Here is a 25,619-nt window from a genome sequence, read left to right as displayed (position 1 = left end):
AGGTTGATCCCATCCCGCGTTCTTATTGATCAGCGTCATGTTCGCGTTCTTGTTTTGCCCGAACCGACGTCGCAAGGGCATAGTCTCTCCCTGTCACATTTTCGCAACATTGTTGTCCCGCGTAAACATGATCGTTTGAATCATGTTTTATTTGTTGACATACAAAGTCATGTTTTTTAACTCTCCGATACGGCCAAAGCCGTAAAAATTATGGGTATGTATCGAGCCACTCCGCGTCAGCGCCTCGCGTTGCCGTGCGCTTTCGTGCGCTCGAATTTAGGGGTGAATGATGACCATTGGGCGATCCAAATCAGCTTTGCTTGTCTGCACGGCGATGACACTTCTTTCCGTTCATTCTGCCGGTGCACAGCAGGCTACGGATCAGGCAGCGAATGAGAGCGCGACTGTCCTGGAAAGGATTGTCATCAAGGGAAAGCGCATCAAGGCGAGCGATGCCGCTGGCAATACGCCTCTCGCCAGCTCGACCGGTGCTGAAGAGATCCGCAAAAAAGACGTCGACAGCCTCAAGGATTTGGGAAAGACGACAGAAGCCGGTGTCGATTTCGTCAATTCCAAGCCAGGCAAGCCTGGTGGTCTATTCATTCGTGGTCTGGGCGGGGCGCGGGTCACCACGCTGATCGATGGCATCCCTGTTCCGTTTTTCGAAAACTTTGCCCGTCAGGGGCAGGCGACAACGACCTTGAGCAACACGAACTCAAGTTTCGATTTCTCCTCGCTCTCATCCATCGATGTGGTGCGTGGCGCCGATTCCAGCCGCGCCGGTTCCGGTGCATTGGGCGGCGCGCTGGTGCTTCGCACTCTGGAAGCTGACGATCTCATCGGAGCTGACAGGGACTGGGGCGGTGTTGCCAAGACCACCTACGATACAGAGGACAAGAGCTATGGTGGTTCGCTGGCGGTCGCCAAAAAAATAGAGAATACCTCGGTTTTGTTCCAGGGCTCCTACAAGCGCGGGAATGAGGCAGATAACCGCGGCAGCGCAGATATTTACGGCACACGTCGCACGACACCCAATCCGGCCGATACTTACGAGAGTAACCTGATGTTCAAGATCCGGCAGGATCTGGAAGGCGGTCACCGCATCGGTCTGACGGCGGAACGCTTTTCGCTGCGAACCAGAACAGACTTGAAAACGCTTCAAGGCTCCAACGTTTCAACGTCCACCTACCGGATCGATGATTATGACGGCCATGAGGACACCGAGCGCGATCGCGTTTCGCTGGACTATCAATATGAGGCGCCGTCTACCGACAGCCTGATCGACGCAGCCGATCTTTCGCTTTACTGGACGCGGCTGGACAAGGTATCCGGCTCGGGCGACCGTCTGACCAACAATTCGCTTTATATCCGCGAAGACAACCTGAGAGACAACCGCTTCGGACTTGTTGGAGGTCTCGAATCCGGCTTCGAGGTCGGCAGCGTCAGCCACACAATCCGGTTCGGCGGAAATGCCTGGATTTCCGATTTCAGCAACGCTGTTTACCTCAACACAGGCGGATCGTCTGCTGCCTCGCAGTCTGATATGCCTGATGTGGACGGCAAAAGCCTGGGCCTTTATCTCGAAGATGAACTTGGCTTCGGGGCGAGCAAATTCAAGCTGACACCCGGTTTGCGGTTTGATGCCTATGATTATGATCCGGATGGCTCGGTCTCGACCAATAGCGGTTACAACACCTTCGGCCTGCCAACCGGCAACAGCGGATCGCGCTTCTCTCCAAAGCTGCTGGCGACCTATGATCTGACGCCTCAGGTTCAGCTCTTTGCCCAATGGGCGATGGCCTATCGTGCGCCGACCGTGAACGAACTCTATTTGAACTTCTCAAATATCAGTTCAGGATACGCTGTCATCGGCAACTCTTCTTTGAAACCCGAGACCAGCAACGGCTTTGAAATCGGTGCCAAGTTTGATAGCGGCGATCTTTCAGGAAGCGTGACGCTGTACCACAACAAGTACAGAAACTTCATCGAGCAGGAGACGACATTCACGACGCTTTTCCCGGGCTTCGGTGGCAGGGGCAATGGCCAGTTGTTTTCCTATCGGAACCTGGAACATGTGGAAATTTCCGGCGTAGAAGCCAAGGTGCGAAAGGATCTGGCGAATGGCTTTTTCGCGCATGCATCGCTTGCCTATGCCTATGGCAAGGATACCGACAATGACGAGCTCATCCGCACGGTTGCGCCTTTTAAATCCATTGTCGGACTTGGCTACGCGCAGGAAACATGGGGCTCGGAGCTTACGGGGATATTCTCCTCGAACATGCGGGACGATGGCAAGTCCAACACATTCGATGCACCCGGCTACGGTGTCTTCAACCTGACCGGTTGGTGGGAGCCTGAGCAGACAAAGGGCCTGCGTATTCAGGCGGGTGTCTATAATCTGTTTGACCGGAAGTATTGGAATGCTGTCGGCGTCAGGGATATCAACCCGGGCTCGGTGTCATCGACCAACCAGCCGGTCGATTTCTATTCGGAGCCGGGCCGCTCGTTCAAGATTTCTCTGACCCAGAAATTCTGATCGACACATCAAGCAAAGGACTGGCGGTGCTACGCCGCCAGTCTTTTACCGGCAGTATAGATAGCCGCCCTTGCGTTCGAGTACATCGAGATGCAGGTGGTCCTGGTGGGTGGCGTCGCTGCCGGGCGAGAGAACTGTCTTGAAAAACAGGCAGGCGGCGGTGGTGATGGTGCGTTGGAACGCGCCTTCCATTGTCCCGTCTTCCCCACGCGGTTTCATGACCAGTGGTTCGCCCTTGTCGAATGCAAGGGTGGCGATATCGACGGCGCTGCCTTTGGCGTGCTCGGAAATCTTTCCGGTTTCGGCGCTGTTGCGGTTGCGGCAGACATAAGTCGAGGCGTTGCCGAAGGCGGATACCTTTTTGTCTGGCAGCGCGATAGCCGCCGTCGGCACCACCACATCCTTTGCCCAACGCGCCAGTGCCAGAGCGGCTTCACACCGCATCGTTCCCTCAGGCTCAAGCTTGATGCCGGGAATGACGGTGGAGAGCTCAAGCGGCGATGCGATGCCGCAGCCGTCTTCTTCTCTGGGAATGGCCGGAAGCTCCTTGAATTCAGCGCCCAATTCACGCAGCTGCGAAAGGCAGGCCTTCAACTCCTCCGGATCTTCGGGCTTCACGGGCTCGCGCGCAGGCTCTTGCGGCTTTTTCTCTTCGTCCGTCTTTGGCTGCTCAGGCTTTGCCTCGTCACCTTCAGGTGCCGGTTCCGGTTTTTCCTCGGGCTTTTCCGCCGGTTTCGGAACGGCATTTTCAGCGGGGGGAGACGGTTGCTCGGCCTCTTTCTTATTATCGGCTGGTGCCTGGGTCGGTGAGGAATTTTCCTGCCCTGGCTTCGGCTGCGGAACGGGCACATCCTGTGGCGGCGGCGCGGCTGCGATCAGCAGCGTGCTGGCTGCGAGGATGATGAGACGATGAAGCATGTGAGCGGTCGCTCCCCTGTTGCGGCAGAGCCTGAACGTCTGAGCTGTCTTTCGGTTCATGCCTTTGCGCAAATCCGCTTGCCATGAGACACCGTTGGCGCTAACAATTTGCGCCATGAACATCATGTCGAAGAACATTGCTATCTGGTGGTGGGGCAGCTTTACGCGGCCTTGAGCACCTATGTCCTTTGACTAAGTCCAAGCCGCCCGAATTCTCAGGCGGCTTTTTTGTTATTAGGCCGCCTCTCATCGGGCAGAATGTTATCAGGCAGAAAAAACGGGAAGTGCTTAGAAATGGTAACGATCATTCAGGATGATGGCGCGGAAACCTACGAGACGAAGGGGGGCGTTAAAGTCTCCCGCCAGCGTCGCACCGCCGATTATGCCGGGGCAATCGACAGCTACGTCGAACGGTTGGACGAGCGCCGCGGTGCCGTCTTTTCATCCAATTACGAATATCCCGGTCGTTACACCCGCTGGGACACGGCCATCATCGATCCTCCGCTTGGCATTTCCTCTTTTGGCCGCAACATGTGGATCGAAGCCTATAACGGGCGCGGCGAAGTGCTGCTCTCCTTCATTGCGGAGAAGCTGAAGGCAACGCCAGATCTGACATTGGGGGAATCGACCGCCCGCAGGCTGGATCTCGTGGTCAATGAACCGGACCGCGTCTTTACCGAGGAAGAACGTTCCAAGATCCCGACTGTCTTCACAGCGCTTCGCGCCATTGTCGATCTCTTCTATTCGAGTGCGGATGCCGCCATCGGCCTATTCGGCGCCTTCGGCTACGATCTGGCCTTCCAGTTCGATGCCATCAAGTTTTCGCTTCAGCGCCCTGAAGACCAGCGTGACATGGTTCTCTATCTGCCGGACGAGATTCTGGTGGTGGACCATTATTCCGCAAAGGCGTGGATCGACCGTTATGACTTCGAAAAGGACGGCGTCACCACCCACGGCAAGGCGGAAGAGATCGCGCCAGATCCCTTCCGGACGACAGATACCATTCCGCCGCGCGGCGACCATCACCCCGGCGAATATTCGCAGCTGGTGACGAAGGCCAAGGAGAGCTTCCGCCGTGGCGATCTCTTCGAAGTCGTGCCCGGCCAGAAGTTCATGGAGCGTTGCGAGAGCAACCCCTCGGCGATTTCCCGCCGCCTGAAGGCCATCAATCCGTCGCCCTATTCCTTCTTCATCAATCTGGGCCATCAGGAATATCTGGTGGGCGCGTCGCCGGAAATGTTCGTGCGCGTGTCCGGACGCCGCATCGAGACCTGCCCGATCTCGGGTACCATCAAGCGCGGCGATGACCCAATTGCCGATAGCGAGCAGATCCTCAAGCTGCTCAATTCCAAGAAGGACGAGTCCGAACTGACCATGTGCTCGGATGTGGACCGTAACGACAAGAGCCGCGTCTGCGAACCCGGCTCGGTCAAGGTTATCGGCCGCCGCCAGATCGAGATGTATTCACGCCTCATCCATACGGTAGACCATATTGAGGGCCGTCTACGCGATGATATGGACGCTTTCGATGGCTTCCTGTCCCACGCATGGGCCGTGACCGTTACCGGCGCGCCGAAACTCTGGGCCATGCGCTTCATCGAAGCCCATGAAAAGAGCCCACGCGCCTGGTATGGCGGGGCCATCGGCATGGTTGGTTTCAATGGCGATATGAACACGGGCCTGACGCTGCGCACCATCCGCATCAAGGATGGCATTGCCGAGGTGCGGGCAGGGGCAACTTTGCTCAATGATTCCAATCCTCAGGAAGAAGAAGCCGAAACCGAACTGAAGGCATCCGCCATGATTTCTGCCATTCGTGATGCAAAGGGCCAGAACTCCGCCGGCACCAAGCGCGACGCCGCGAAGGTGGGAACGGGCGTCAAAATCCTGCTGGTGGACCACGAAGACAGCTTCGTGCACACGCTGGCGAACTACTTCCGGCAGACGGGTGCCACCGTGTCCACCGTTCGCTCGCCAGTGGCGGCCGAAGTGTTCGAGCGCTTCCAACCGGATCTGGTCGTTCTGTCTCCCGGCCCCGGCAACCCCAGCGATTTCGATTGCAAGGCGACCATCAAAGCTGCCCGCGCTCGCGACCTGCCGATCTTCGGCGTCTGCCTCGGTCTTCAGGCGCTGGCGGAAGCCTATGGCGGTGAGCTTCGCCAGCTTGCTGTCCCCATGCACGGCAAGCCGTCGCGCATCCGCGTGCTGGAACCCGGCCTCGTCTTTTCGGGCCTCGGCAAGGAGGTAACGGTTGGCCGTTACCACTCCATCTTCGCCGACCCGGCCACGCTACCGCGCGAATTCATGATCACGGCGGAAAGCGAAGATGGCACCATCATGGGTATCGAGCACAGCAAGGAGCCCGTGGCCGCTGTGCAGTTCCACCCGGAATCGATCATGACGCTGGGCGGCGATGCCGGTATGCGGATGATTGAGAATGTGGTGACCCATCTGGTGCGCAAGGCCAAGGTCAAGGCTGCCTGAGCAAATACAGAATACCGGCGGCGTCATGGAACGCCGCCGTTTCCTGAAGCCGCGCAGGTGATGCAGAGTGAAGTTCATCAAACATCTATGCATTCTGCTGGCGCTGCTGATCCTTGGCATCGCTGGCGGTACCCTCGTGCCACGGCCGATCTTTGGCAATGAATCGCCCTCAACTGATCCGGCGCCCCGCCGCGTCCTCATTCTCAGCAACCCCATCCATACCGATATCGCTCTGCCCGTTACATCAGAGCTTCTGGCGCGCTTCGGCTTTCTGCGGGAAGGTAATCTGGAGATCGATTACCCCGGCGTTCGCTATCTCATTTTCGGCTGGGGCGGACGCGCCTTTTACACCGAGACGCCAACATGGGCGGATCTGAAACCGCTGCCGCTGTTCAAGGGTGTTACGCTCGATCAATCGGTCATGCATGTCGCCCTTGCCGGGGAGATACCGCTGGCCGATGCTGGCGTCATGGCGCTTGATCTGTCAGACGCGGATTATGAAAAGCTGCTTGGCTTCATCCTCGGCAGTTTCGCGAGACCGCAAGGGAAGCCGGTGCCGCTGCTGGGGCAATCCTATGGCCGGGATGACGCATTTTTTGAAGCTGTCGGCTATTTCAACGCCCTGCTTGGCTGCAACACATGGACGGCCTCCGCACTGCGGCACGCCGGCCTGCGCACCGGCTGGTGGACGCCGCTGCCGCCGCTTTTGACGACATCCCTCAGGCTGCACAATGATACGGTGACGCCCTGATTGACTTGCACCTTGTCGCAATGAACAAAAGCAATCGGGCCGCTTCATGAGGCCGATTGGTTTTAAAGATAATATTTGAGGACAAGGCGCAGATGATCGATTTCAATCAGCTTTTACTGGTTTACGTGGCTTATATCATTGCCGTGGCAAGCCCCGGTCCCAGCAACATGACCATCATGGGTATCGCCATGAGCCAGGGCAGGGTGCCCGCAATCGTGCTTGCGCTGGGCGTCATGACTGGCTCGCTCTGCTGGGCAACTGTGGCGGCGACCGGCTTATCCGCCGTGCTTGCGACATTTGCCAACGCGCTTTTCGTCATCAAGATTGCCGGTGGTCTCTACCTTCTTTATCTGGCCTATAAATCCGCGCGCTCTGCCTTTGCCAAGGCGTCTTCGGCCCAACCCGGGGAAATGGCGACCAGCAAAGCGGATTATCTCAAGCTCTATCGTCGCGGCCTGCTGCTTCATCTGACCAATCCCAAGGCCGTGCTTGGCTGGCTTGCCATCATGTCTCTCGGCCTCAAGCCGGGCGCTGGCACCGCAACCCTTGCCGCCATCATCGGCGGTTGCGCCATGCTCGGTCTCACCATTTTCTGCGGCTATGCGCTGGTGTTTTCCACGGCACCCGCCATCCGCATCTATCAGAAGTCCAAACGCTCCATCGAGACAACGCTTGCGCTGTTCTTCGGCTTTGCGGGCATCAAGCTGCTGTTGAGCAGGGTGTGATGATCGTCGAGCGTCTGGCCGAAACAGAGTGTCTTTGATGACGAGCGAAGATGAGTTGCAGCACGGGATCAAACTGCGGCCCGCCCGTCCGGGTGAGGGGCAGCAGCTTTACGATATTACCGCGCAGTCCATAAAGGCATTGGGCAAAGCGCATTATAGCGGTGACGAGCTTGCGAACTGGATGGGAAATCGAACCGCCGCCTATTACGAAGACGTCATCGCGAAAAACAGGACATTCGTTGCGGAGCAGGATGGCGTGCTGCTGGGCTTCGTCGATGCGGACCGTGGCGAAGTCACGCGTCTGTTTCTGGTGCCTGAGGCCGCCGGGCGAGGCTTGGGCAGGGCCTTGCTGCAGCGTGGCATCGAGGTCGCGAGAATGGGTCATCAGGGGCCGGTCAGGGTCGAGTCGACCCTCAATGCACAAGGGTTTTACGAGAGCTTTGGCTTCAAGCCGGTCAGTCGTGGATACTTCTCCCATGGCGTGGGAGGAGAGCCGATAGACATCGTCATCATGGAAATGCGGTAGGCGAGACGCAGCGGGGCAGACACAAGCGCAACAATGGCCCTCTTGACCTTTCTGCCGCTTTAAATCATAGAAGCCGAAAATATGAACCGCGCGCACGGAGCTTCCGTGCGCGCGGTTCATGCGTTTTGGGGTCCAATTCTGCAATTCATTCGCATCTGCATGGGGTCAGTTATGAACGAACAGGGTCACGCACTCGTCAGAAAGCTTGCTTTCTGGGGAATTCCATTTGCCATTGCAGTGCTTTGCCTCAAGCTTCTGGCCTGGTGGTTTACCGGCTCCGTCGCACTGCTGTCCGATGGTCTGGAATCAACCGTCAATGTGGTGGCGGCCTTCATTGCCTATTTCGTCATCCGTTACGCGCAAAAGCCAGCCGATGACGATCACCAGTTCGGGCATCACAAGGCAGAATATCTGTCTGCGGTGGTGGAAGGTGTTTTGATCGTGGTGGCCGCGCTTCTGATCGTGAAGGAGGCCTGGGGTGGTCTCATGGCACCCAGCCTGCCGGATGCACCGGTGCTCGGCCTCGCCATCAACGCCTTTGCGGGTATCCTCAATTTTGTCTGGGCGACGGTGCTGATCAGGGTCGGGCGCAAGCAATCCTCTCCGGCACTTCTGGCTGATGGCCATCACATCATGTCGGACGTCGTCACCTCAGGCGGCGTTCTGGTGGGTCTCGTGCTGGCAATCATGACCGGTTACGCGATCCTCGATCCGATCCTCGCTATCATCGTTGCCATCAACATTCTTTTCCAGGGTTACAAGGTCATCACGCACTCGCTTGGCGGCTTGATGGACCGTGCGGTAGAGCCGGAGGAAGACGAGATCATCAAGACCGCGATTGCGGAGAACTCCGCCGGTCTTTTGGGCGTCCACGATCTCAAAACCCGCAGGGCCGGGTCGGTGGCCTTTATCGATTTTCATGTCGTCGTACCCTCGGCCATGTCGGTTGGTGCCGCACACGAGATTTGCGACCGGCTGGAAGATGCCATAAGAGAGGCCGTGCCCGGTGCCGTCCTCGCCATTCACGTCGAACCCGAAAGTGAACAGGCGCATGGCGTCCGGGTCGAGTTTCAAGAAGCAGGAGTTTGAATTATGTCAGTCACGGATGTTTCCGGCCTGTCTCAACTGGGTGCGCAGGTTGCAGCACCCGAAAGTCCGGAAAAGGCCGTTCTGGAAAAAGTGCCGAACGGCAATGCCGGCACGGACTATGTCGTACGCTTTACCGCACCGGAATTTACGTCACTGTGCCCGATGACGGGCCAGCCGGACTTTGCCCATATCGTCATCGATTATATCCCGGGTGAATTCCTGGTGGAATCGAAGTCGCTGAAGCTGTTCCTGCACGCCTTCCGCAACCATGGTGCGTTTCACGAGGATTGCTCCGTCTACATCGCCAAGCGTCTGGTGGAGCTGCTGCAGCCCAAGTGGCTGCGCATCGGTGCCTATTGGTACCCGCGCGGCGGCATCCCCATCGATGTGTTCTGGCAGACGGGTGCGCCGCCGGAAGGCGTCTGGCTTCCCGAGCAGGGTGTCGCGACCTATCGCGGTCGCGGCTGATCCCGCTCTGAGAGAGATTCAGGCGAAGGAATCGCCATCGCCTGAATCGAAATCCATGTCGTCATTGCTGTCGTCATAATCCGCCTGCTGCACGTCGTCATTATTGTCCGAGGCGTCCTGCTGTGGCTTGTCGTCGTCATTATAGTAGTTGTTGATGACGGTTTCCTCGACGGGTGCATTGGCTGCGCCCGCGCCACCCCAGCCGGAAGAGGCAACGTGGTTGGAGAAGATGCCGCTGAGCGAATTGGCCAGCAACATGCCGCCTGCGACACCGGCTGCCGTTCCCAGCGCGCCCTGCAGAAAACCGCCGCCACCACCGCCGCCCCCAAATCGGCCGAAGCCGGAGGGCTGCTGGCTCCACGGGCCATTGGCCTGCTGCGGCGCATCCGCAGTGCGGCCCCATGGCCCCGCTGTCTGACCGGATATGTCGTTGCGATAGCTTGGAGCGGGGGCCGGTGCAGAGCTGGGGCTTGGCGCTGGTGCCGGTGCCTGTTGCTGGTTGCCGCCGAAGATCGAACTCAGGAAGCCGCCCTGCTGTGCCTGCTGCGGTGCAGTGTTGCTGCTTTCAAGCTGATGGATTCGTTCTTCCAGCTGGCGAATATGCGCCGCCGCTGCTTCCAGTCCCTTCTCCTGCACGATTACGGCCTGAGCAAGATAATAGGGGGCGGCTGGCTCATCCTTTACGGCCTGGCTGATGAGCCTTTCGGCGTCCGCATCGCGCGGTGTCGAGGATGCGGATCTAACCCTGTCGAACAGGGATGTGAGCAGTTGGGTTTCTTCTGGTGACATCGGTTGCCTCCTTGGCGTGTCGAGAAACGCACAGCAAGGAAGTAGGGTTCAATTCCGGCTTTTGAAAGTCGGAATTTTCTAACATTTTTGTAAGGTTAAGCGCCTGCTTAGCCGCCGAGAACCAGTGACAGGCCGGCAAGCGCGGTCGCCGCTCCAGTCAGGCGTGCAGCGGTCGGCCCAAGCTTTGCAATGCCCAGCCCCAGCGCCATGCCTGCGACATGAAGAAGCGCCGTTGCAATGACGAAGCCAATGCCGAATTGCAGCGCGCCCGCGCTGCCCAGTTCTCCGCCATGGGCATGGCCGTGAAACAGGGCAAAAACGCCGACAATGGCCGCAGCCGCGTTCACCGGAACCCGTGTTGCCATGGCGACCAGCAGTCCAAGGGCGATCACAGATGCAAGAATGGCAGGCTCTACGAATGGAAGCTCGATGCCGCTGAGTGCCAGCAGGAAACCGATGGCCATTGCGCCGACGAAAGCCGCAGGAACCATGAACAGTGCGCGGCGATCATGTCTCGTTGCCGCGATCTGCGCCGCCCAGATACCCACCGCCACCATGACGAGAATGTGGTCAGCGCCAAACAGCGGGTGCGAGAAGCCCGCCATGAAGGAGCCGTGCTCTTCCGGGTTGAGGTGAGCAAAGGCGGGAAGCGTGGACGCAGCCAGCGTTGCCGCAACGAGTGAAAGTCTTTTGATCATTGTTCCCTCTCGATTACTGGATGCGGAGCAAGGGCGCTTGGGTCGCCTGTCTGCCCCGCAAATTAACGATATCGTAGGCATGAAGTCCGTGTCCATGCGTCATTTGCCGGAGGTCTGTTTATTAAGCAGTTCCGCGCCTTGTCTTTTTCAATCATTGTTTTACGAAACAAATCACACTATGTCCGGTAGGTAATGAATTACGTTGGAGATCGCCCCATGAACGAAGAAGAAGACGACAAGAGCAAGGAACTGCCGATCGGCAAGGAAACGGAAGCGAATCTTTTCAAGTCGCGTTCGATCTTCATCTATGGCGGCATCACGCAGGAATTGGCGCAGAAAGTATGCACGCAGCTTGTGGCGCTTGCCGCAGCCAGCGATGAAGACATCCGCGTCTACGTCAATTCCCCCGGCGGCCACGTCGAGTCCGGCGACAGCATCCACGACATGATCAAGTTCATCAAGCCGAAGGTCTGGATCATCGGTACGGGCTGGGTCGCTTCCGCTGGTGCGCTGATCTATGTGTCGGTACCGAAAGAGCGTCGTATCTGCTTGCCGAACACCCGCTTCCTGCTGCACCAACCATCCGGCGGCACACGCGGCATGGCGTCCGACATCGAGATACAGGCACGTGAAATCATCAAGATGAACAAGCGCCTGATCAAGATTTTCTCCGTGGCCACCGGCCAGACGGAAGAAAAGATCGCCAAGGACATCGACCGCGATTACTGGCTGGGCGCTGAAGAAGCTGTGACCTACGGCCTTGCTTCGCGCATCGTGACCTCGCAGGCCGAAATCTAAGACTCGCCTTATCTGATTAAAAAAAACCCGCACCGGCTATGCCGATGCGGGTTTTTCATTGTCTGTAATCGGCCAATAGCGCGCTCAGGGAATCAGACGGTTCTTCCGAAGCGTTTCGAAGAGCGCAAAGAATGCGTCGTCGGTTGGCTGATACTCCTTGAAGCCAAGGCGGCGGCTTTTGCCCATGTCGGTCACGACTTCAATGGGGCGTCCCAGATCGGCGTCGGTATGCCAGGGCGATGCGAGGCGGTTAAGATCCGGCTCGGCAAGATTTTCGCGAATGGAAATTTTATTCCAGATTTCGGCGTCGTGTTCCATTTGTTCTGCCAGAGGAGTGACGGTGCCGTCGAAGGGTGCCGCTTCAAGGCCGAACCAATCCGCGATGCGGCCCCACATCCAGCTCCAGCGGAAAATATCGCCATTCACGACGTTGAAATCTTCGTTCTTTGCCTCAGGCGTTTGCGCCGCCCAGAGCAGATGCTTGGCCAGAAGGTTCGCATCCGTCATGTCGGTCAGGCCGTTCCATTGGGCGGTTGATCCGGGGAAGCGGAAGGGGCGTCCGGTTTCCCGGCAGATCGTGGCATAGACCGCCAGCGTCGTGCCCATGTTCATGGCATTGCCGACTGCCTGGCCAATCACGGTATGGGGGCGGTGGACGCTCCAGCTGAAGCCATCGCGTTTGGATGCGGTAAAGACCTCGTCTTCCTGCGCATAGTAAAAATTCTCGACATCGAGACGGCCCTGTTCTTCGCGAAACGGCGTTTGCGGAAGCGTGCCCTTGCCATAGGCTTCGAAGGGTCCGAGATAATGCTTGAGGCCTGTGACCAGCGCCACATGGCGGGTGGATTTGCCGAGGCTCAGACCATCCAGCAGATTGCGCACCATGGCGGAATTGACGCGGATGTTTTCCGCTTCGCTTTCCTGCCTCGCCCAGGTCGAGATAAAGACAGCCTCTGGCCGGACATCTGCGAGTGCCTTTGCGGTTTCGACTGCATCCTGCAGATTTGCCGAGACGGGAATGATTCCCTCTTGCTGGGTCGGGCGTCTGGCCAGACCATAGACCTGCCAACCCTGTTCCAACAAAAGATTTGCCGTGGCACTTCCCACGATCCCACTTGCGCCGACGACCAATGCCGTTTTAACCATGTTCAAACTCCATTTCGTAAACGCTTTAATTAGTCATCCGGCGCGTCATCGTGTAGACGGCACTGTTTGGGGACATGGAAACCAAAGGGTGACCACTATGAAGCCGGGTAGCCACGAAGCAGAATGGCGTGAGGATTGTGCGCCGAGACGTGTTCTGGAACTCTTCTCGACCAAATGGACGAGCATGATCCTGCACACGTTGCACAAGCTGCATGAGGGTGCCGCGCGCACCGGTGTGCTGGAGCGCAGCCTGCCGGGCATTTCCAAGAAGATGCTGACACAGACATTGAAAGAGATGGAAAGGTCCGGCCTTGTCACGCGCCACGTGCACGCCACACGCCCGCCTGCTGTCGAATACAGGCTAACACCGCTCGGTAACCGCTTCGTCGAACCGGTGGAGATGCTTTACGCATGGGGCAGGGATAATGCCGACGCCTTGGACGCTCTGGGAGAGCGCTCTACTTCAAGGCGCTGACACTTTCTGTCGTCAAGCCTTGGCAGCAAGCCAGAGTGTGTGACGCGCACCGCCGCGTTTGCCATTGGCGCGAACGCTGACCTCATCGGTCTTGAAGCCGGCCTGGCGAAGGCGTCGGGTAAAGGCAGCATCCGGACCTGAAGACCAGACCGCAAGCACGCCCTTCGGGCGCAGCGCGCTTCTGGCCGCTTCCAACCCTTCGCGATCATAGAGGCTGTCATTGGAGGGGCGCGAGAGGCCATCCGGGCCATTATCGACATCCAGCAGGATTGCGTCATAAGCCGCCTTTTTGGAGCGGATGAGCGCACCGACATCGCCGACATGAATATCGACGCGGGCATCATCGAGCGTGCCCTTGTGCAGATCGGCCATCGGTCCGCGCGCCCAGTCTACGACAGCCGGTACAAGCTCTGCCACGGTGACGTCGGCATCCGGCGGCAGTGCACCCAGTGCAGCGCGCAGGGTAAACCCCATTCCAAGACCGCCGATAAGGATGTGCTGTTTACTGCGGCCCGCAATGCGCTCGCAGGATAGTGTCGCCAATGCTTCCTCGGAACCGCTCAGCCGGCTGTTCATCAGCTCGTTCGAGCCAAGCATGATGGAAAATTCCTGACCGCGCTGCTTCAGGCGCAGTTCGGTGCCATTGCCGGGAATGGCTGCACGGTCCAGTTCTATCCAAGGGAGCATGGCGTATCTCGTTGTTTGCTGGCCGGGGTTTACACGGGCGGGGCCGAGAGAACAACAGGCACCAACCCTCAGGCGGCACACGCGGCATGGCATCGGATACTAATGAATCAAGGCGGAAAACTCTTTTGCGGTTTCTGCCCATAGAAAAAACGCCCCGTAAAAATGGTCGCCTTTATCATTGAATTTTTAACGCAAGCAATCTATGCGAACAAAAGTTGCCGGACAGAGAAATTGTTTCGTCAAAATTGCGGATACCCCAAAAAAAGTCATCCGCAAATCGCTTTTCCAGCTTTAAGTTCATAAAATTCAATTATAGATTGCGTATCTGTGTCGATAAATACGACCTGATTCCGGTTCTTTTAAATCGGATTGAGTGCATTTGGGGTAATTATGAACGCAAAGCATAATTTAAAACATTTTCGGCAGGCGCTTTTGGCATCCACTGTCGCTCTCTGCGGCAATGTCGACCTTGCTTTTGCAGTCGACAGCGGAGACATCGTCTTCAATAACGGAAGCGAGACCATATCTGACTCGATAAACTATGGTACCAATGTTATCGTCGGTGAGAGCGGCAATGCCGCCCTGACAATTAACAGCGGTGCGACCGTGACCGGCACGGGCGCCTATGTCGGAAAGCAAGAAGGTGTTACCGGCACCGTCACCGTAACCGGCAGCGGTACGATTTGGGAAAACACTAGCTCAACCTCTATCGGTCATCGCGGAACCGGCATACTGACAATCAGCGACGGCGGGTCTGTCAGCACTGATTATACGACTATTGGCAATGAGAGCGACAGTGAAGGAACCGTTACCGTCACTGGCAGTGGATCAAGTTTTGCCACGCCGAACTTAGCCGTTGGTTACAAGGGTCAAGGAACGCTTAATATAGAGAATGGCGCAACGGTAACAGCCTACACCAGCTTTATCGGTGTTTACGATGGTCGGGAAGGACTCGTGAAGGTCACCGGCAGTGGATCGACCTGGACCAATGGCAGCTTCTTTTACCTCGGCGGCTTTAACACCAGCATAGATCCAAGCTATATTGGAACGGGCACTTTAACCATCGCAGATGGCGGTGCTGTGAATGTAGGTGCCGAGCAGACTGGTGGAGGTTATGGCGGTACTGTAAATATTGCATATTCTGCTTCCTCGACGGGCACACTGAACATTGGTGCCGCGTCTGGTCAGACGGCTGTGGCCGCAGGCACACTGAACGCTGCAAATTTGGCGTTCGGCCAAGGTAGCGGCACTTTGGTGTTCAATCACACCGATTCGGATTATGATTTCTCGACAGCGATGTCATCCAATGCGGACAACACCGGCGCAATCAACCAGATTGCCGGCTTCACCACCCTGTCCGGCGATAGCTCGCAATTCGACGGCACCACCAATGTCACGGGCGGCACGCTCGACGTCACAGGTGCGCTGGGAGGAAGGCTGTATGTCTCCAATACGGGCACGCTTAGTGGTTATGGTGACGTTGGCACCACAAATATTCTCAGTGGTGGCACGCTTTCACCGGGCGGAAACAGTCCTGGCAGCCTGACCGTCAATGGTGATCTGACATTCGAAAGCGGCTCGACCTATGCTGTCGATCTGAGCGGTACAGAAGGCATAAGCACGAGAAGTATTCTTTATGGCGATCAGACAAGGGTCACCGGCAATGCCACTATCAATGGCGGCACAATCGCGGTTACTGCGCTTGATGCATCAACCAGCTACCTCAGTGGCAAGACCTACACTGTCATTGCCGCAGAAGGCACATTAAGCGGTGCATTCACAGGGGTTGTCAGCAGGTCTGCCTTCCTGACAACAACCGCAAGCTATGATGAAAACAACGCTTATTTGACAATTGCGGTGCAGGATACGGGTTCAAGCGGTACGGGCCTCTTTACGCCTGTCGCCCAAACCCCAAACCAGTCGGCAGTCGCCCGTTCGCTCGACAGCCTCTCGCAATCAGGCACATCGCTCGATCTTCACAACTCCATGCTATTATTGAGCGACGATGAGGCGCGCACGGCCTATCAGCAGCTCTCCGGCGACAGCTATGCCACCGCTCAGGCATCCTTTGTACAAACGGTCCAGACAGTCAACAACACCGTCAACACGCGCATGCGCAGCATTACCCAAAGCGTGGCAGCGCCGTCCATCGCGCCCTTGGGCTATGCCGAAGAAGAAAAGACCTCCAAAAAGAACAACCCTTTCTCATCCTATGAGAAGAAGGAAAAAACCTTTGATTCCCAGCGGTTTTCCGCATGGTCGATGGGCTTTGGTTCCTGGGGTAAGGTGAAAGGCACCGGCGGCGGGCCAGATACCGACACCGGCAACGGCGGTGTGTTGTTCGGTTTCGACGGCCTTGTTTCCAATGCATGGCGCGTTGGTGTCATGGGCGGCTATAGCCACTCCTCTTTTGATACCTCGACGAGCGATGGCAACAGTGACAACTACCATGTTGGTGTCTACGGCACTGGCGATTGGGGGGCGGTTACGGTCCGATCCGGTCTCAACTATGCCTGGAGCGACGTTGATAATACCCGCCAGGTCTCCTTGTTGAATCAGACCTTGAAGGGGGACTATGATGCCGGCAGCCTGAGCAGTTTTGCGGAAGTCGGCTATACGATCAAAACCGCCCCTGCGAATTTTGAACCCTTCGCGTCGCTCTCTTATTCGCGCGTGAAGACTGATGGTTTCAGCGAAACAGGCGGCTCTGCAGCGTTGACCGTGGATGAGCAGCAGATGAACACAACCTTCACCACAATTGGACTGCGTACATCGAAGGATATAAAGCTGCTCGGAACCGCCGCAGCCTTGCGCGGCACGGCCGGATGGGTTCATGCTTTCGGCGATGTCGACCCAATCTCGACTGCCCGCTTTGCCACAGGTGACAGCTTCACGGTGTCCGGCACGCCGATCGACAAAGATGCCGCCTTGCTCGAAGCAGGACTGGACCTTAACCTGACACCGGCCTCAACCTTCAGCCTTGGCTATAATGGCCAGATCGGAAAGAATGCTTATGAGCACGGCGCGAATGCAAAGTTCCGGGTGCAGTTCTAACAACTCAGGTCAAGAAAACATTTGCCGCCATGGTTCCTATGGCGGCAAACCCGAAATGCTCACAGTCCTGCACAAATCCTCAAATCGGAATCGACTCAAGGAATTGTGCAACAGATCTCTGGTCTTGCAACGTCGGGCGTTTGAGAAAACGCACCGTTCTGTCATGCAGATTGGCAAAGCGCAGGCTGGAAAATGTGTCTGCCTTATCGCAGACTATAGTGAAAACAGCGATTATCTGCTCAAGTTTCGTCCATTTACGGCATCAGCACGACTACCTTGGCTTGCACATGCGGTCAAAATAATGTTCCAGAGCAATATCCTGCCTGCTCTGGACCGTCGCCATGCATAAAGACTTCTCTCTCCAAAGCCTTTTCATGGGCCTGCTGACGGCTTTCGTCGGCTTTGCCAGCTCCTTTGCCGTGGTGCTTCAGGGCCTGAAAGGCGTCGGCGCCACCGATTACGAGGCGGCATCCGGTCTGATGGCGCTTTCGGTGGCCGTCGGCCTTTGCGCCATCGCCCTGTCCGCCACAACACGGCTTCCGATCAGTATCGCGTGGTCGACGCCGGGCGGTGCCCTTCTGGCCACGACAGGCGTAATAGAAGGCGGGTTTCCCGCCGCCGTGGGTGCGTTCATCGTCTGCGCGGTGTTGATTATTATTGCGGGCCTGTTCAAGCCGCTGGGCCGCGCCGTTGCATCCATACCCACTCCGCTTGCCAATGCCATGTTGTCAGGCGTCATCATCGGCCTGTGCTTTGCGCCGATAAAAGCGATCGGCTTCAACCCTCTGCTGGGCTTGCCCATTATCCTGGCATGGATCGTCGTCGGCGCCTTCAAGCGCCTGTTTGCGGTTCCGGCCGCGCTTGGCGCCTTTGTGCTTGTCATGATTTTCGGGGTCGATATCCCCGCAGGTGCACTCGACAGCGTGGCGCAATCGCTGGCCCCTCCGGTGGAGTTCGTTTTGCCGGTGTTCAACCTGCAAGGGTTGGTCTCCATTGCGTTGCCGCTGTTCATCGTCACCATGGCCTCGCAGAATATACCTGGCATCGCCGTGTTGAAGGTCAACAATTATGATCCGCAGCCGGGACAGCTTTTCGCTACCACGGGCCTTTTTTCGCTGCTATCGGCACCTTTCGGCGGACACGCCGTCAATCTCGCCGCCATCACTGCCGCCATGTGCGCAGGTGAGGATGCCCATCCGGACCCGAGGCGTCGTTACTGGGCTGTCATTGTCAGTGGCGTGGGTTATGTGATCTTCGGTCTGCTTGCCGGTGTGGTCACCGCCTTCGTGGCGCTGGCTCCGCCCATTCTCATCCAGGCAGTTGCTGGTCTCGCACTCGTTGGCGCTTTTTCCGGTTCAGCGGTCGCCGCTTTCAAAGAGCCCGAGACCCGCGAAGCCGCCGCCATAACCTTCCTGATAACCGCTTCCGGCCTGTCATTCGGTGGCATTTCCGGCGCATTCTGGGGTCTGCTGGGCGGCGGTCTGATGATGGCTTTGCAGCGCGTGGTGAAGCGCTGAGGATTGCTCCGGGCATATTCTATGACATTTGAGTTCGACCCGTCCAAAAGTGCCAGCAATAAAGACAAGCACGGCATAGACTTTATAGAAGCGCAGGCCTTATGGCGCGATCATAAAAGAATCACCGCACCACTCGCAACAGAGGGAGAGGAGCGGTATATTATGGTCGCTCAGCTTCACGGACGTTGCTGGAGTGCGATTTATACTTACAGAGATGATCGCGTTCGGATCATTTCTGTGAGGCGCTCCAGAGACAGGGAGAGACAGTATTATGAAGACTATCAGCGCTGAAGAACTGGATCGCAGGTTCGACGATGGTGAAGATGTCAGCGATCATTTCGACTGGTCAAAGGCTACGCGACCGGGCCTTGAGCTTGAACATGCCGATATCGATCTGCCGAAGTGGATATTGCGGAAGGTGGATGCGGAAGCCTTGCGCCTGGGTGTGACCCGCCAGTCTCTTCTGGAGGAGTGGATTGCTGAAAAAGCAAAGCACGTCTCTTCGTGAAAATAGCCGCAACAAAGACTAGATGGTTACTTGCCAGATCAAAAACCGCTGTTTATACAAATCGACATGACCATTCGCACCGTAATCACTTCCGGCATGAGCGCGCAGATTTCTGCGAAGGCCAGCCCGTGCGGTGCACTCTCGCTTCTTAGCCTCGACCTTACACGCGGTTGCCGGGTCCAGTGAGGAGCGCCCGGCGGCCGAAAGCCCGCTGGTGCCAATGCTCCTCAACTCGAAATTTCATATTACACTGGATTTAAGGCCCGTTTGGGCGCGCATTCGTGAAGGCTTTTCAGCCCCGATGCGTTGAAGGAGCAGCACAATGGATTCCAAGATTTCCAACACGACCAAGGGAATGCCGGACGCGAACGTCAAGTATCGCCCATACCCTGTCATCGATATCAAGGACCGCACCTGGCCGTCAAAGACCATCGACAAGGCGCCAATCTGGTGTTCGGTGGACTTGCGCGATGGCAACCAGTCGCTGGTCAATCCCATGGGGCATGACCGCAAGGCCCGGATGTTCAAGCTGCTGCTGGAAATGGGTTTCAAGGAAATCGAGATCGGCTTTCCTTCCGCATCGCAGACCGATTTCGACTTTGCCCGCTGGTGTGTGGAAGAGGGTGGTGTGCCCGAGGACGTGTCCTTGCAGGTGCTGGTACAGTGCCGCCCGGAGCTGATTACGCGCACGTTCGAATCACTGGAAGGCGCCAAGAACCCGATCATCCATTTCTACAATTCCACCTCCGAATTGCAGCGCCGCGTGGTGTTCGGCAAGGATGTCCACGGTATCAAGCAGATTGCCGTCGATGCCGCCAAGATGATTACCGACATGGCGGCCAAGGCCGGTGGCGGGTACCGCTTCGAATATTCGCCGGAAAGCTTTACCGGTACGGAGCTGGAAGTGGCGCTGGAAATCTGCAACGCGGTTGTCGAGGTGGTGAAGCCGACGGCTGACAACAAGCTGATCTTGAACCTGCCTTCCACCGTCGAGATGGCGACGCCCAATATCTACGCCGACCAGATCGAGTGGATGTGCCGCAACATCGATAACCGCGAGAATGTCATCATTTCCCTGCATCCGCACAATGACCGTGGCACGGGCATTGCAGCCACCGAACTGGGCCTGATGGCAGGTGCCGACCGCGTGGAAGGCACATTGTTTGGCAATGGCGAACGCACGGGCAATGTCGACGTCGTCACGCTGGCGCTGAACATGTACACCCAAGGTGTCGACCCGGAACTGGACTGCCGCGATATTGAACGGATCAAGGCGGTCTATGAATATTCCAACGAGATGACGATTCCCGAGCGCCACCCCTATGTCGGTGAACTGGTTTACACAGCTTTCTCCGGCTCGCATCAGGATGCGATCAACAAGGGCATGAAGGCCATCAAGGTTGCCAATCATCCCGTATGGGAAGTGCCCTATCTGCCAATCGATCCAAAGGATGTCGGGCGCTCCTACGAGGCGATCATCCGCATCAATTCGCAGTCCGGCAAGGGCGGCATCGCCTATATTCTGCAGCAGGATTACGGCATCAACCTGCCGCGCAATCTGCAGGTGGAGTTCCGCGAAGACATTCAGCGCATTACCGACGAAGAGGGTGTCGAGCTGCCAGCCAAGCGCATCTACGACCGCTTCATTGAACGCTACGTGACACAGCCTAATGCCCGCATCAAGTTTGTCGATCACCACACCTATCCGGCTGGCGATTTCAAGGGCGTGCGTGTCGTGGCTGCCGAGATCACCGATAATGGCGAGGTAAAGCGTATCGAGGGCAAGGGCACTGGCCCGATTGATGGCTTCATCAATGCCCTGTCCACCTACCTCGGCGTGGACCTGTCGGTCAACGACTACTCGGAACACTCGCTGCAGCACGGTTCCAACGCCTCTGCCATCGCCTATGTGGAGATGGAGCACCCCGGTGGAAAGCTGTTTGGCGCGGGCGTCAACACAAACATCGTTGCCGCTTCGCTTGAGGCAATCGTGTCTGCTGCCAACCGTGTTCTGGAAGAGCGGGCGGCCAAGGCGTAACGCGGGCCAGGAAGCAAAGCATTCTATTGAGGCGGGCGGGGGCAGGTGCTCCCGCCTCAGTCTTCCTCGCCCTGTTCAGCGGGGTTTGTGAAGCCCAGTGGACGTCCGTTGGTGTAGAAAACACGCACGTCTTCCAGCTCTATGCCGGTCGATTTCTCGTTGAGGCCATAGCGTTCACAGGTCACGTTCCATGTGCCGGGACCGCCATCGATATGGAAAAGATTGTATCCGGCGCGGGGCTTTTCTCCGCCCGGCCCCTGTGAGGCGGATGCTATGCCTACGACCGGGGTATGGTCGCGCCCGCGATGCGTGTTCAGCCAATAGACCGTGTTGAGGTGCGTATGGCCGTGCAGGACGAGTTCTGCGCCGCCGGTGCCGATCGCTGCGGCAAAGCGTCGAATGCCGATCATGCGTTTATGCGTGGCGGCAGCACCGCGAACGGGTGGGTGATGGATCATGACGACGCGAAACAGACCCTGTTCGCCGGCCTTGCGCAGCAGTTCCGCCGTCGCGCGCGCCTGCCTGCGACCAAAATAGCCGGTGGCGGAAAAAGGTGGTGTTGCAATGGAGGTCGAGCAGCCGATCATGGCGACCGGCCCGCGTATGCGCATGTAAGGAAAAATCTTGCGGTCTTCGTCCCATTCTTCCGCGTCGCCATCGCCCCGCACATAGGGGTACCAGGCGGCCATGGCCTTATCATGCGCGCCGGGCACATAGGCGTCATGGTTGCCGGGCACGACGGATATTTTCAGGGGGTCGCCCACTTCCTCCAGCCAGTCCGCTGCAGCGCGGATTTCAATGCCGGTGGCGAGATTGACAAGATCGCCTGTGATAGCCACATGGTCCGGCTCCTTGCCTTCCATGTCATCCACCAGTCTTTCCAGCGTATCGGTGAAAAGATGCTTGCGGCGGTTGAGGCGCCAGTTCACAAAGCCGGTAATGCGCTTGGAGGCCAGTTCGCGAAAGGTCAGCTTTGGCAGCGGGCCGAGATGGACGTCAGAAATGTGAGCGAGTTTGAACATGGGTAAGCCATACCGTATCGGAAACTAGGCGTCCAACGCGAAACCCCATTTTTTCAATGGGATAGTCGCCAGACCAAGAAATGTGAAAATCCGTGATGGCACTGCCATGCGCCGGGTGAGAGGATCTCTATTGAGCGACAACCGTGGTCAGGCAAATGGGTTCCGCATTCTGTTGCAGAATCTCGCAAAACGTGCGCTGCATAGCTTCTTTTTCCTGCGCCGGGGAATGACGCTGGGCGTGCGCGCAGCGTGTTTTGATGGCGAAGGCCGGATCTTTCTTGTGCGCCATACCTATATTGCTGGCTGGCATATGCCGGGAGGCGGTGTGGAGAGGCATGAGACCTGTCTGCAGGCGCTGCACAAGGAAATACGGGAGGAGGGCAATCTGGTCGCGGTTTCTCCACCGCTGCTCGTCCACGTCTATTTCAACAATCGTACCAGCAACAAGGACCACGTCCTGCTCTACAAGCTGCATGTAAGGCAAACAGCGCCGAAGGCAGCTGATCGAGAAATCAGCGAAAGCGGATTTTTTGCCCTCGACGCGCTGCCTGAGGGAACGACGGGCGCGACCCGGCGTCGCCTGCTGGAAATTGCGGGCGAAACGCCGCCGGCCGATTACTGGTAGCTTCAGCCCAGCCGGGCTCTGTCATGCGCTTTCTCCAGCTCCAGCTCTGGTCCGACAGGAACGATTCTCGTTGGATTGATCGTCTTGTGGCTGCGGTAGTAGTGATCCTTGATGTGACGCATATCGACCGTTTCAGGCACACCTGCGGTCTGGTAGAGATCGCGCAGATACCCCGTCAGGTTTGGATAGTCCGCAATGCGGCGGATGTTGCATTTGAAGTGGCCGACATAGACCGGATCGAAGCGGACCAGAGTTGTGAACAGCCGCCAGTCTGCCTCCGTCTGGCGAGAGCCAAGCAGAAAGCGCTTGTCCTCAAGCCGTTTTTCCAGAAGGTCCAGTGTTTCAAAGACCTTTACGGCGTTCTCTTCATAGGCTTCCTGCGTGGTGGCAAAGCCTGCCTTGTAGACCCCATTGTTGACGGTGTCGTAGACGAGTGCGTTGACCTCATCGATCTCGTCTCGAAACTCTCTTGGGTAGAAATCATCGGTCGATCCCGTCAGCGCATCGAAGGCACTGTCGAACATACGGATAATCTCCGCGGATTCATTGGACACGATTGTGTTCTGCTGCTTGTCCCACAGCACGGGTACTGTCACGCGGCCGGAATAGGATGGGTCGGCCTTGGTGTAGACCTGCCACAGGGCTGAGGCGCCAAAGAGATGATCCTCAGTCGCGCCCGGCGTGCGGGCGTCTTCAGCTTTGAACTCCCATCCATTTTCCAGCATCAGCGCATCAACGACGGATACGGAAATGTAGTCTTCCAGCTTTTTGAGCTTGCGGAAAATCAGGGTTCGGTGTGCCCAGGGGCAGGCCAGCGAGACGTAGAGATGATAACGATCCTTTTCGGCCTTGAAGCCGCCCTTGCCGGAAGGGCCAGCTTCGCCATCCGCAGTGATCCAGTTGCGAAACTGCGAGGCGCTGCGTTTGAAGTGACCCTTGGTTTCCTTGGTGTCGTACCAGACGTCTTTCCAGACGCCTTCAACCAGCATACCCATCGCGCTTTCTCCTACATCTCGTTTTGGCTCACTGTAAGCCACCGATTCGGGGTTGGAAAACCCTGGCGGCTGTAAACAGTGCGTTCGTATTCACTCATATCAATGAATGGGTGTGCGCCGGATTAGTTCTGGACGTGCTGGAATTTTCCTGATATCCGCGTTTATCACAATTCTGAGGGAATTCTGCTTTATGACCGCAACACGGATGCTCCGACGACGCTGACGCTTCGAACGCCTTAACCGGCGCAGCCGTCACATTGTCGTATCCGTATTGAAACGTTCCGGTCCCTTCATGTCCAAGCACGAACTGGTCTACCTCACCGAAGACGCGTCGCATGACGCCATTATCGAACTCATCAACGCAGAAGCTTTCGGTCCAGGCCGCCACACGCGCGCCGCCGCCCGCATTCGCGAGCAGGGACCTCACGACCGGTCGATTTCCTACATCTGCGCCGACGATGGTGAAACCATTGCTTCCGTGCGCATGACGCCGGTGCTGGCCGGTGGCGTGAAAGGCCACATGCTTGGACCACTCGCTGTCCGCCCCTCCCACAAGAACCTCGGCATCGGCCGCGAACTGGTTCGCATCGCGATTGCTGCTGCCAAACGCAAGGGCTCGGAAGGCGTCATCCTCATCGGCGATCCACCCTATTACATGCCCCTGGGCTTCGAGAGGGTTGCCTATGGCGCGCTCGACTTTCCCGGCCCGGTCGATATGAACCGGGTGCTTGTCGTACCGCTGGCAGCTGATACGCATGAACGGCTAAAGGGCAAGATCGGCTGGCGCAAGTGCGAGGCGACCGTAGCGGCCGCTGAGGATGATGTGAGAGAGCTTCGCCTCGCTGTCGGCTGACGGCTTTGTAATGACGTTGATTGAAACAGCAAAGCCGCCGTTATGGCGGCTTTCTATTGCGCGCGACTGGCCTCGAAGCGATAGGCTTCCCCATCGCGTCTAATGTGTCCGATACCGGGGAAGGGCAGGTGGGCTGCGGCGATGAGATAGCCTTCGTCCGCTGCCTCGGCGAAGGCCGCAGCTCGTGCAACCGCGGCGTTTGGTTGGTCGTAGTCGAAGTCTATCGTGACGGCGGGATCAGCGAACTGGACGCTGTCACCGTGGACGATATCGCCAACGAAAACGATCGTGTTCTCGTCGTCGGAAAAACGGATGGAAAGATGACCGGGGGTGTGCCCGGCCCGCAGGCTGGAGCTGAATCCGGGCATGATCTCTCCATCGTCTTCGAAGAGTACGACGCGTTTTTCAGCTTCGTAGGGATCGATTGCCGCATGAGCGCGACCGATTTGGCCTTTGACCCTTTCTGTAACACCGGCAGCCTTGTCAGCACCTTCCGACAACCAGAAAGCCGCTTCCGTCTTCCCGATGTGAAGCGTTGCGTTTTTGAAAACCGGCTTGCCGTCTGCGATCAATCCACCGGAATGATCTGCATGAATATGAGTGAGGATGATATCGCTGATCGCGTCAGGTGAGATGCCGAGGTTAATTAACGTGGCCTGCAGCTTGCCATGATCGGGTCCGAAGAGTGCGCCGGAGCCGGTATCGATCATGATTTTGCGAGTGCCGGTCTCGACGAGAAAGGCGTTGACCGAAAGCTCTCCCGGCGCGGTCGGAAAATGCTCCGGGGTGGGTTGGCTTGAGTTCCGGCGATACAGGTTTGCGACAGGGACAGTCAGCACACCATCGCAGAGGGCTGTGATACGGGCTTTGCCCAGCGAGATTGTGAAGGGAGCACTAGGGCTGAGGTCAGGCATGAT

The 25,619-nt window shown here is 57.4% G+C and carries 24 protein-coding genes; 16 read left to right on the top strand and 8 right to left on the bottom strand.

All coding sequences use genetic code 11. The annotated features are described in order from the left end of the window. Positions 1 to 289: 289 nt before the first annotated feature. The gene (locus QRN85_RS15350) at positions 290 to 2,536 is read left to right on the top strand and encodes a TonB-dependent hemoglobin/transferrin/lactoferrin family receptor (RefSeq protein WP_284759165.1); all 2,247 of its coding nucleotides are present in this window, start codon (positions 290 to 292) and stop codon (positions 2,534 to 2,536) included. Between the two features lie 45 nt (positions 2,537 to 2,581). Here QRN85_RS15350 and QRN85_RS15345 read toward each other — a convergent pair whose 3' ends face one another. Next, positions 2,582 to 3,454 carry an extensin-like domain-containing protein gene (locus QRN85_RS15345; protein WP_284759164.1) on the bottom strand — a complete coding sequence of 291 codons (873 nt, stop codon included), beginning with the start codon at positions 3,452 to 3,454 and terminating at the stop codon, positions 2,582 to 2,584. 294 nt (positions 3,455 to 3,748) lie between these two features. On the opposite strand from QRN85_RS15345, the gene QRN85_RS15340 reads away from it, so the two are divergent. The 6 genes from QRN85_RS15340 to queF all read left to right on the top strand — a co-directional run bounded on the left by QRN85_RS15340 (position 3,749) and on the right by queF (position 9,497). Beyond that, entirely contained in the window at positions 3,749 to 5,938 is a 2,190-nt protein-coding gene (locus tag QRN85_RS15340) for an anthranilate synthase (RefSeq protein ID WP_284759163.1), read from the top strand. A 67-nt stretch (positions 5,939 to 6,005) separates the two neighbouring features. Continuing rightward, positions 6,006 to 6,689, top strand: coding sequence for a TIGR02117 family protein (locus QRN85_RS15335; protein ID WP_284759162.1), 684 nt, complete (start codon positions 6,006 to 6,008; stop codon positions 6,687 to 6,689). 92 nt (positions 6,690 to 6,781) lie between these two features. Beyond that, positions 6,782 to 7,414, top strand: a complete 633-nt coding sequence (locus QRN85_RS15330) for a LysE family translocator (protein WP_284759161.1) — start codon at positions 6,782 to 6,784, stop codon at positions 7,412 to 7,414. Between the two features lie 37 nt (positions 7,415 to 7,451). Further along, a complete protein-coding gene (locus tag QRN85_RS15325; RefSeq protein WP_284759160.1) occupies positions 7,452 to 7,940 on the top strand; it encodes a GNAT family N-acetyltransferase in 489 nt (162 codons plus the stop codon). A 171-nt stretch (positions 7,941 to 8,111) separates the two neighbouring features. Further along, complete coding sequence (locus QRN85_RS15320; RefSeq protein WP_284759159.1) at positions 8,112 to 9,029, top strand: cation diffusion facilitator family transporter; 918 nt, start codon at positions 8,112 to 8,114, stop codon at positions 9,027 to 9,029. Between the two features lie 3 nt (positions 9,030 to 9,032). Further along, the gene (queF, locus tag QRN85_RS15315) at positions 9,033 to 9,497 is read left to right on the top strand and encodes a preQ(1) synthase (RefSeq protein WP_062585083.1); all 465 of its coding nucleotides are present in this window, start codon (positions 9,033 to 9,035) and stop codon (positions 9,495 to 9,497) included. Between the two features lie 18 nt (positions 9,498 to 9,515). Here queF and QRN85_RS15310 read toward each other — a convergent pair whose 3' ends face one another. Beyond that, entirely contained in the window at positions 9,516 to 10,286 is a 771-nt protein-coding gene (locus tag QRN85_RS15310) for a DUF2076 domain-containing protein (protein ID WP_284759158.1), read from the bottom strand. A gap of 107 nt (positions 10,287 to 10,393) precedes the next feature. Beyond that, positions 10,394 to 10,984 carry a HupE/UreJ family protein gene (locus tag QRN85_RS15305; RefSeq protein ID WP_284759157.1) on the bottom strand — a complete coding sequence of 197 codons (591 nt, stop codon included), beginning with the start codon at positions 10,982 to 10,984 and terminating at the stop codon, positions 10,394 to 10,396. A 216-nt stretch (positions 10,985 to 11,200) separates the two neighbouring features. Between QRN85_RS15305 and QRN85_RS15300 the strand changes: the two genes are divergently transcribed. Continuing rightward, positions 11,201 to 11,782, top strand: a complete 582-nt coding sequence (locus QRN85_RS15300; protein WP_112962728.1) for an ATP-dependent Clp protease proteolytic subunit — start codon at positions 11,201 to 11,203, stop codon at positions 11,780 to 11,782. Positions 11,783 to 11,866: 84 nt separating this feature from the next. Here the strand turns inward: QRN85_RS15300 and QRN85_RS15295 are convergent, their stop codons facing one another. Beyond that, positions 11,867 to 12,928, bottom strand: coding sequence for an SDR family oxidoreductase (locus QRN85_RS15295; RefSeq protein WP_284759155.1), 1,062 nt, complete (start codon positions 12,926 to 12,928; stop codon positions 11,867 to 11,869). Between the two features lie 97 nt (positions 12,929 to 13,025). Between QRN85_RS15295 and QRN85_RS15290 the strand changes: the two genes are divergently transcribed. After that, positions 13,026 to 13,403 carry a winged helix-turn-helix transcriptional regulator gene (locus QRN85_RS15290; RefSeq protein WP_284759597.1) on the top strand — a complete coding sequence of 126 codons (378 nt, stop codon included), beginning with the start codon at positions 13,026 to 13,028 and terminating at the stop codon, positions 13,401 to 13,403. Positions 13,404 to 13,415: 12 nt separating this feature from the next. Here QRN85_RS15290 and QRN85_RS15285 read toward each other — a convergent pair whose 3' ends face one another. Continuing rightward, a complete protein-coding gene (locus QRN85_RS15285; protein ID WP_284759153.1) occupies positions 13,416 to 14,090 on the bottom strand; it encodes a spermidine synthase in 675 nt (224 codons plus the stop codon). 432 nt (positions 14,091 to 14,522) lie between these two features. On the opposite strand from QRN85_RS15285, the gene QRN85_RS15280 reads away from it, so the two are divergent. The 5 genes from QRN85_RS15280 to leuA all read left to right on the top strand — a co-directional run bounded on the left by QRN85_RS15280 (position 14,523) and on the right by leuA (position 21,207). After that, complete coding sequence (locus QRN85_RS15280) at positions 14,523 to 17,144, top strand: autotransporter outer membrane beta-barrel domain-containing protein (protein ID WP_284759151.1); 2,622 nt, start codon at positions 14,523 to 14,525, stop codon at positions 17,142 to 17,144. Between the two features lie 341 nt (positions 17,145 to 17,485). Next, positions 17,486 to 18,661, top strand: coding sequence for a benzoate/H(+) symporter BenE family transporter (locus tag QRN85_RS15275; RefSeq protein ID WP_112962724.1), 1,176 nt, complete (start codon positions 17,486 to 17,488; stop codon positions 18,659 to 18,661). Positions 18,662 to 18,682: 21 nt separating this feature from the next. Next, positions 18,683 to 18,952 carry a BrnT family toxin gene (locus QRN85_RS15270; protein ID WP_062585102.1) on the top strand — a complete coding sequence of 90 codons (270 nt, stop codon included), beginning with the start codon at positions 18,683 to 18,685 and terminating at the stop codon, positions 18,950 to 18,952. Beyond that, positions 18,933 to 19,169, top strand: coding sequence for a type II toxin-antitoxin system BrnA family antitoxin (gene brnA, locus QRN85_RS15265; RefSeq protein WP_082469605.1), 237 nt, complete (start codon positions 18,933 to 18,935; stop codon positions 19,167 to 19,169). Before QRN85_RS15270 ends, brnA begins: the two co-directional genes overlap by 20 nt. Positions 19,170 to 19,491: 322 nt before the next feature. Then, complete coding sequence (leuA, locus tag QRN85_RS15260; protein ID WP_112962723.1) at positions 19,492 to 21,207, top strand: 2-isopropylmalate synthase; 1,716 nt, start codon at positions 19,492 to 19,494, stop codon at positions 21,205 to 21,207. 56 nt (positions 21,208 to 21,263) lie between these two features. On the opposite strand, the gene QRN85_RS15255 is transcribed toward leuA, so the two are convergent. Beyond that, entirely contained in the window at positions 21,264 to 22,229 is a 966-nt protein-coding gene (locus tag QRN85_RS15255; protein WP_062585105.1) for a metallophosphoesterase family protein, read from the bottom strand. 226 nt (positions 22,230 to 22,455) lie between these two features. Here QRN85_RS15255 and QRN85_RS15250 point away from each other — a divergent pair, with 226 nt between their 5' ends. Then, entirely contained in the window at positions 22,456 to 22,854 is a 399-nt protein-coding gene (locus QRN85_RS15250) for an NUDIX domain-containing protein (protein ID WP_284759596.1), read from the top strand. 2 nt (positions 22,855 to 22,856) lie between these two features. Here QRN85_RS15250 and QRN85_RS15245 read toward each other — a convergent pair whose 3' ends face one another. After that, positions 22,857 to 23,849 (bottom strand): glutathione S-transferase family protein, encoded by a 993-nt coding sequence (locus tag QRN85_RS15245; RefSeq protein ID WP_284759147.1) that lies wholly within the window; start codon positions 23,847 to 23,849, stop codon positions 22,857 to 22,859. Between the two features lie 292 nt (positions 23,850 to 24,141). On the opposite strand from QRN85_RS15245, the gene QRN85_RS15240 reads away from it, so the two are divergent. After that, positions 24,142 to 24,702, top strand: a complete 561-nt coding sequence (locus QRN85_RS15240; protein ID WP_113092532.1) for a GNAT family N-acetyltransferase — start codon at positions 24,142 to 24,144, stop codon at positions 24,700 to 24,702. 53 nt (positions 24,703 to 24,755) lie between these two features. On the opposite strand, the gene QRN85_RS15235 is transcribed toward QRN85_RS15240, so the two are convergent. Next, the gene (locus tag QRN85_RS15235; RefSeq protein WP_284759145.1) at positions 24,756 to 25,616 is read right to left on the bottom strand and encodes an MBL fold metallo-hydrolase; all 861 of its coding nucleotides are present in this window, start codon (positions 25,614 to 25,616) and stop codon (positions 24,756 to 24,758) included. Positions 25,617 to 25,619: the final 3 nt, after the last annotated feature.

The sequence above is a fragment of the Agrobacterium sp. fls2-241-TYG-188a genome, assembly GCF_030209845.1.
This window is presented reverse-complemented; position numbering and strand designations above follow the sequence as displayed.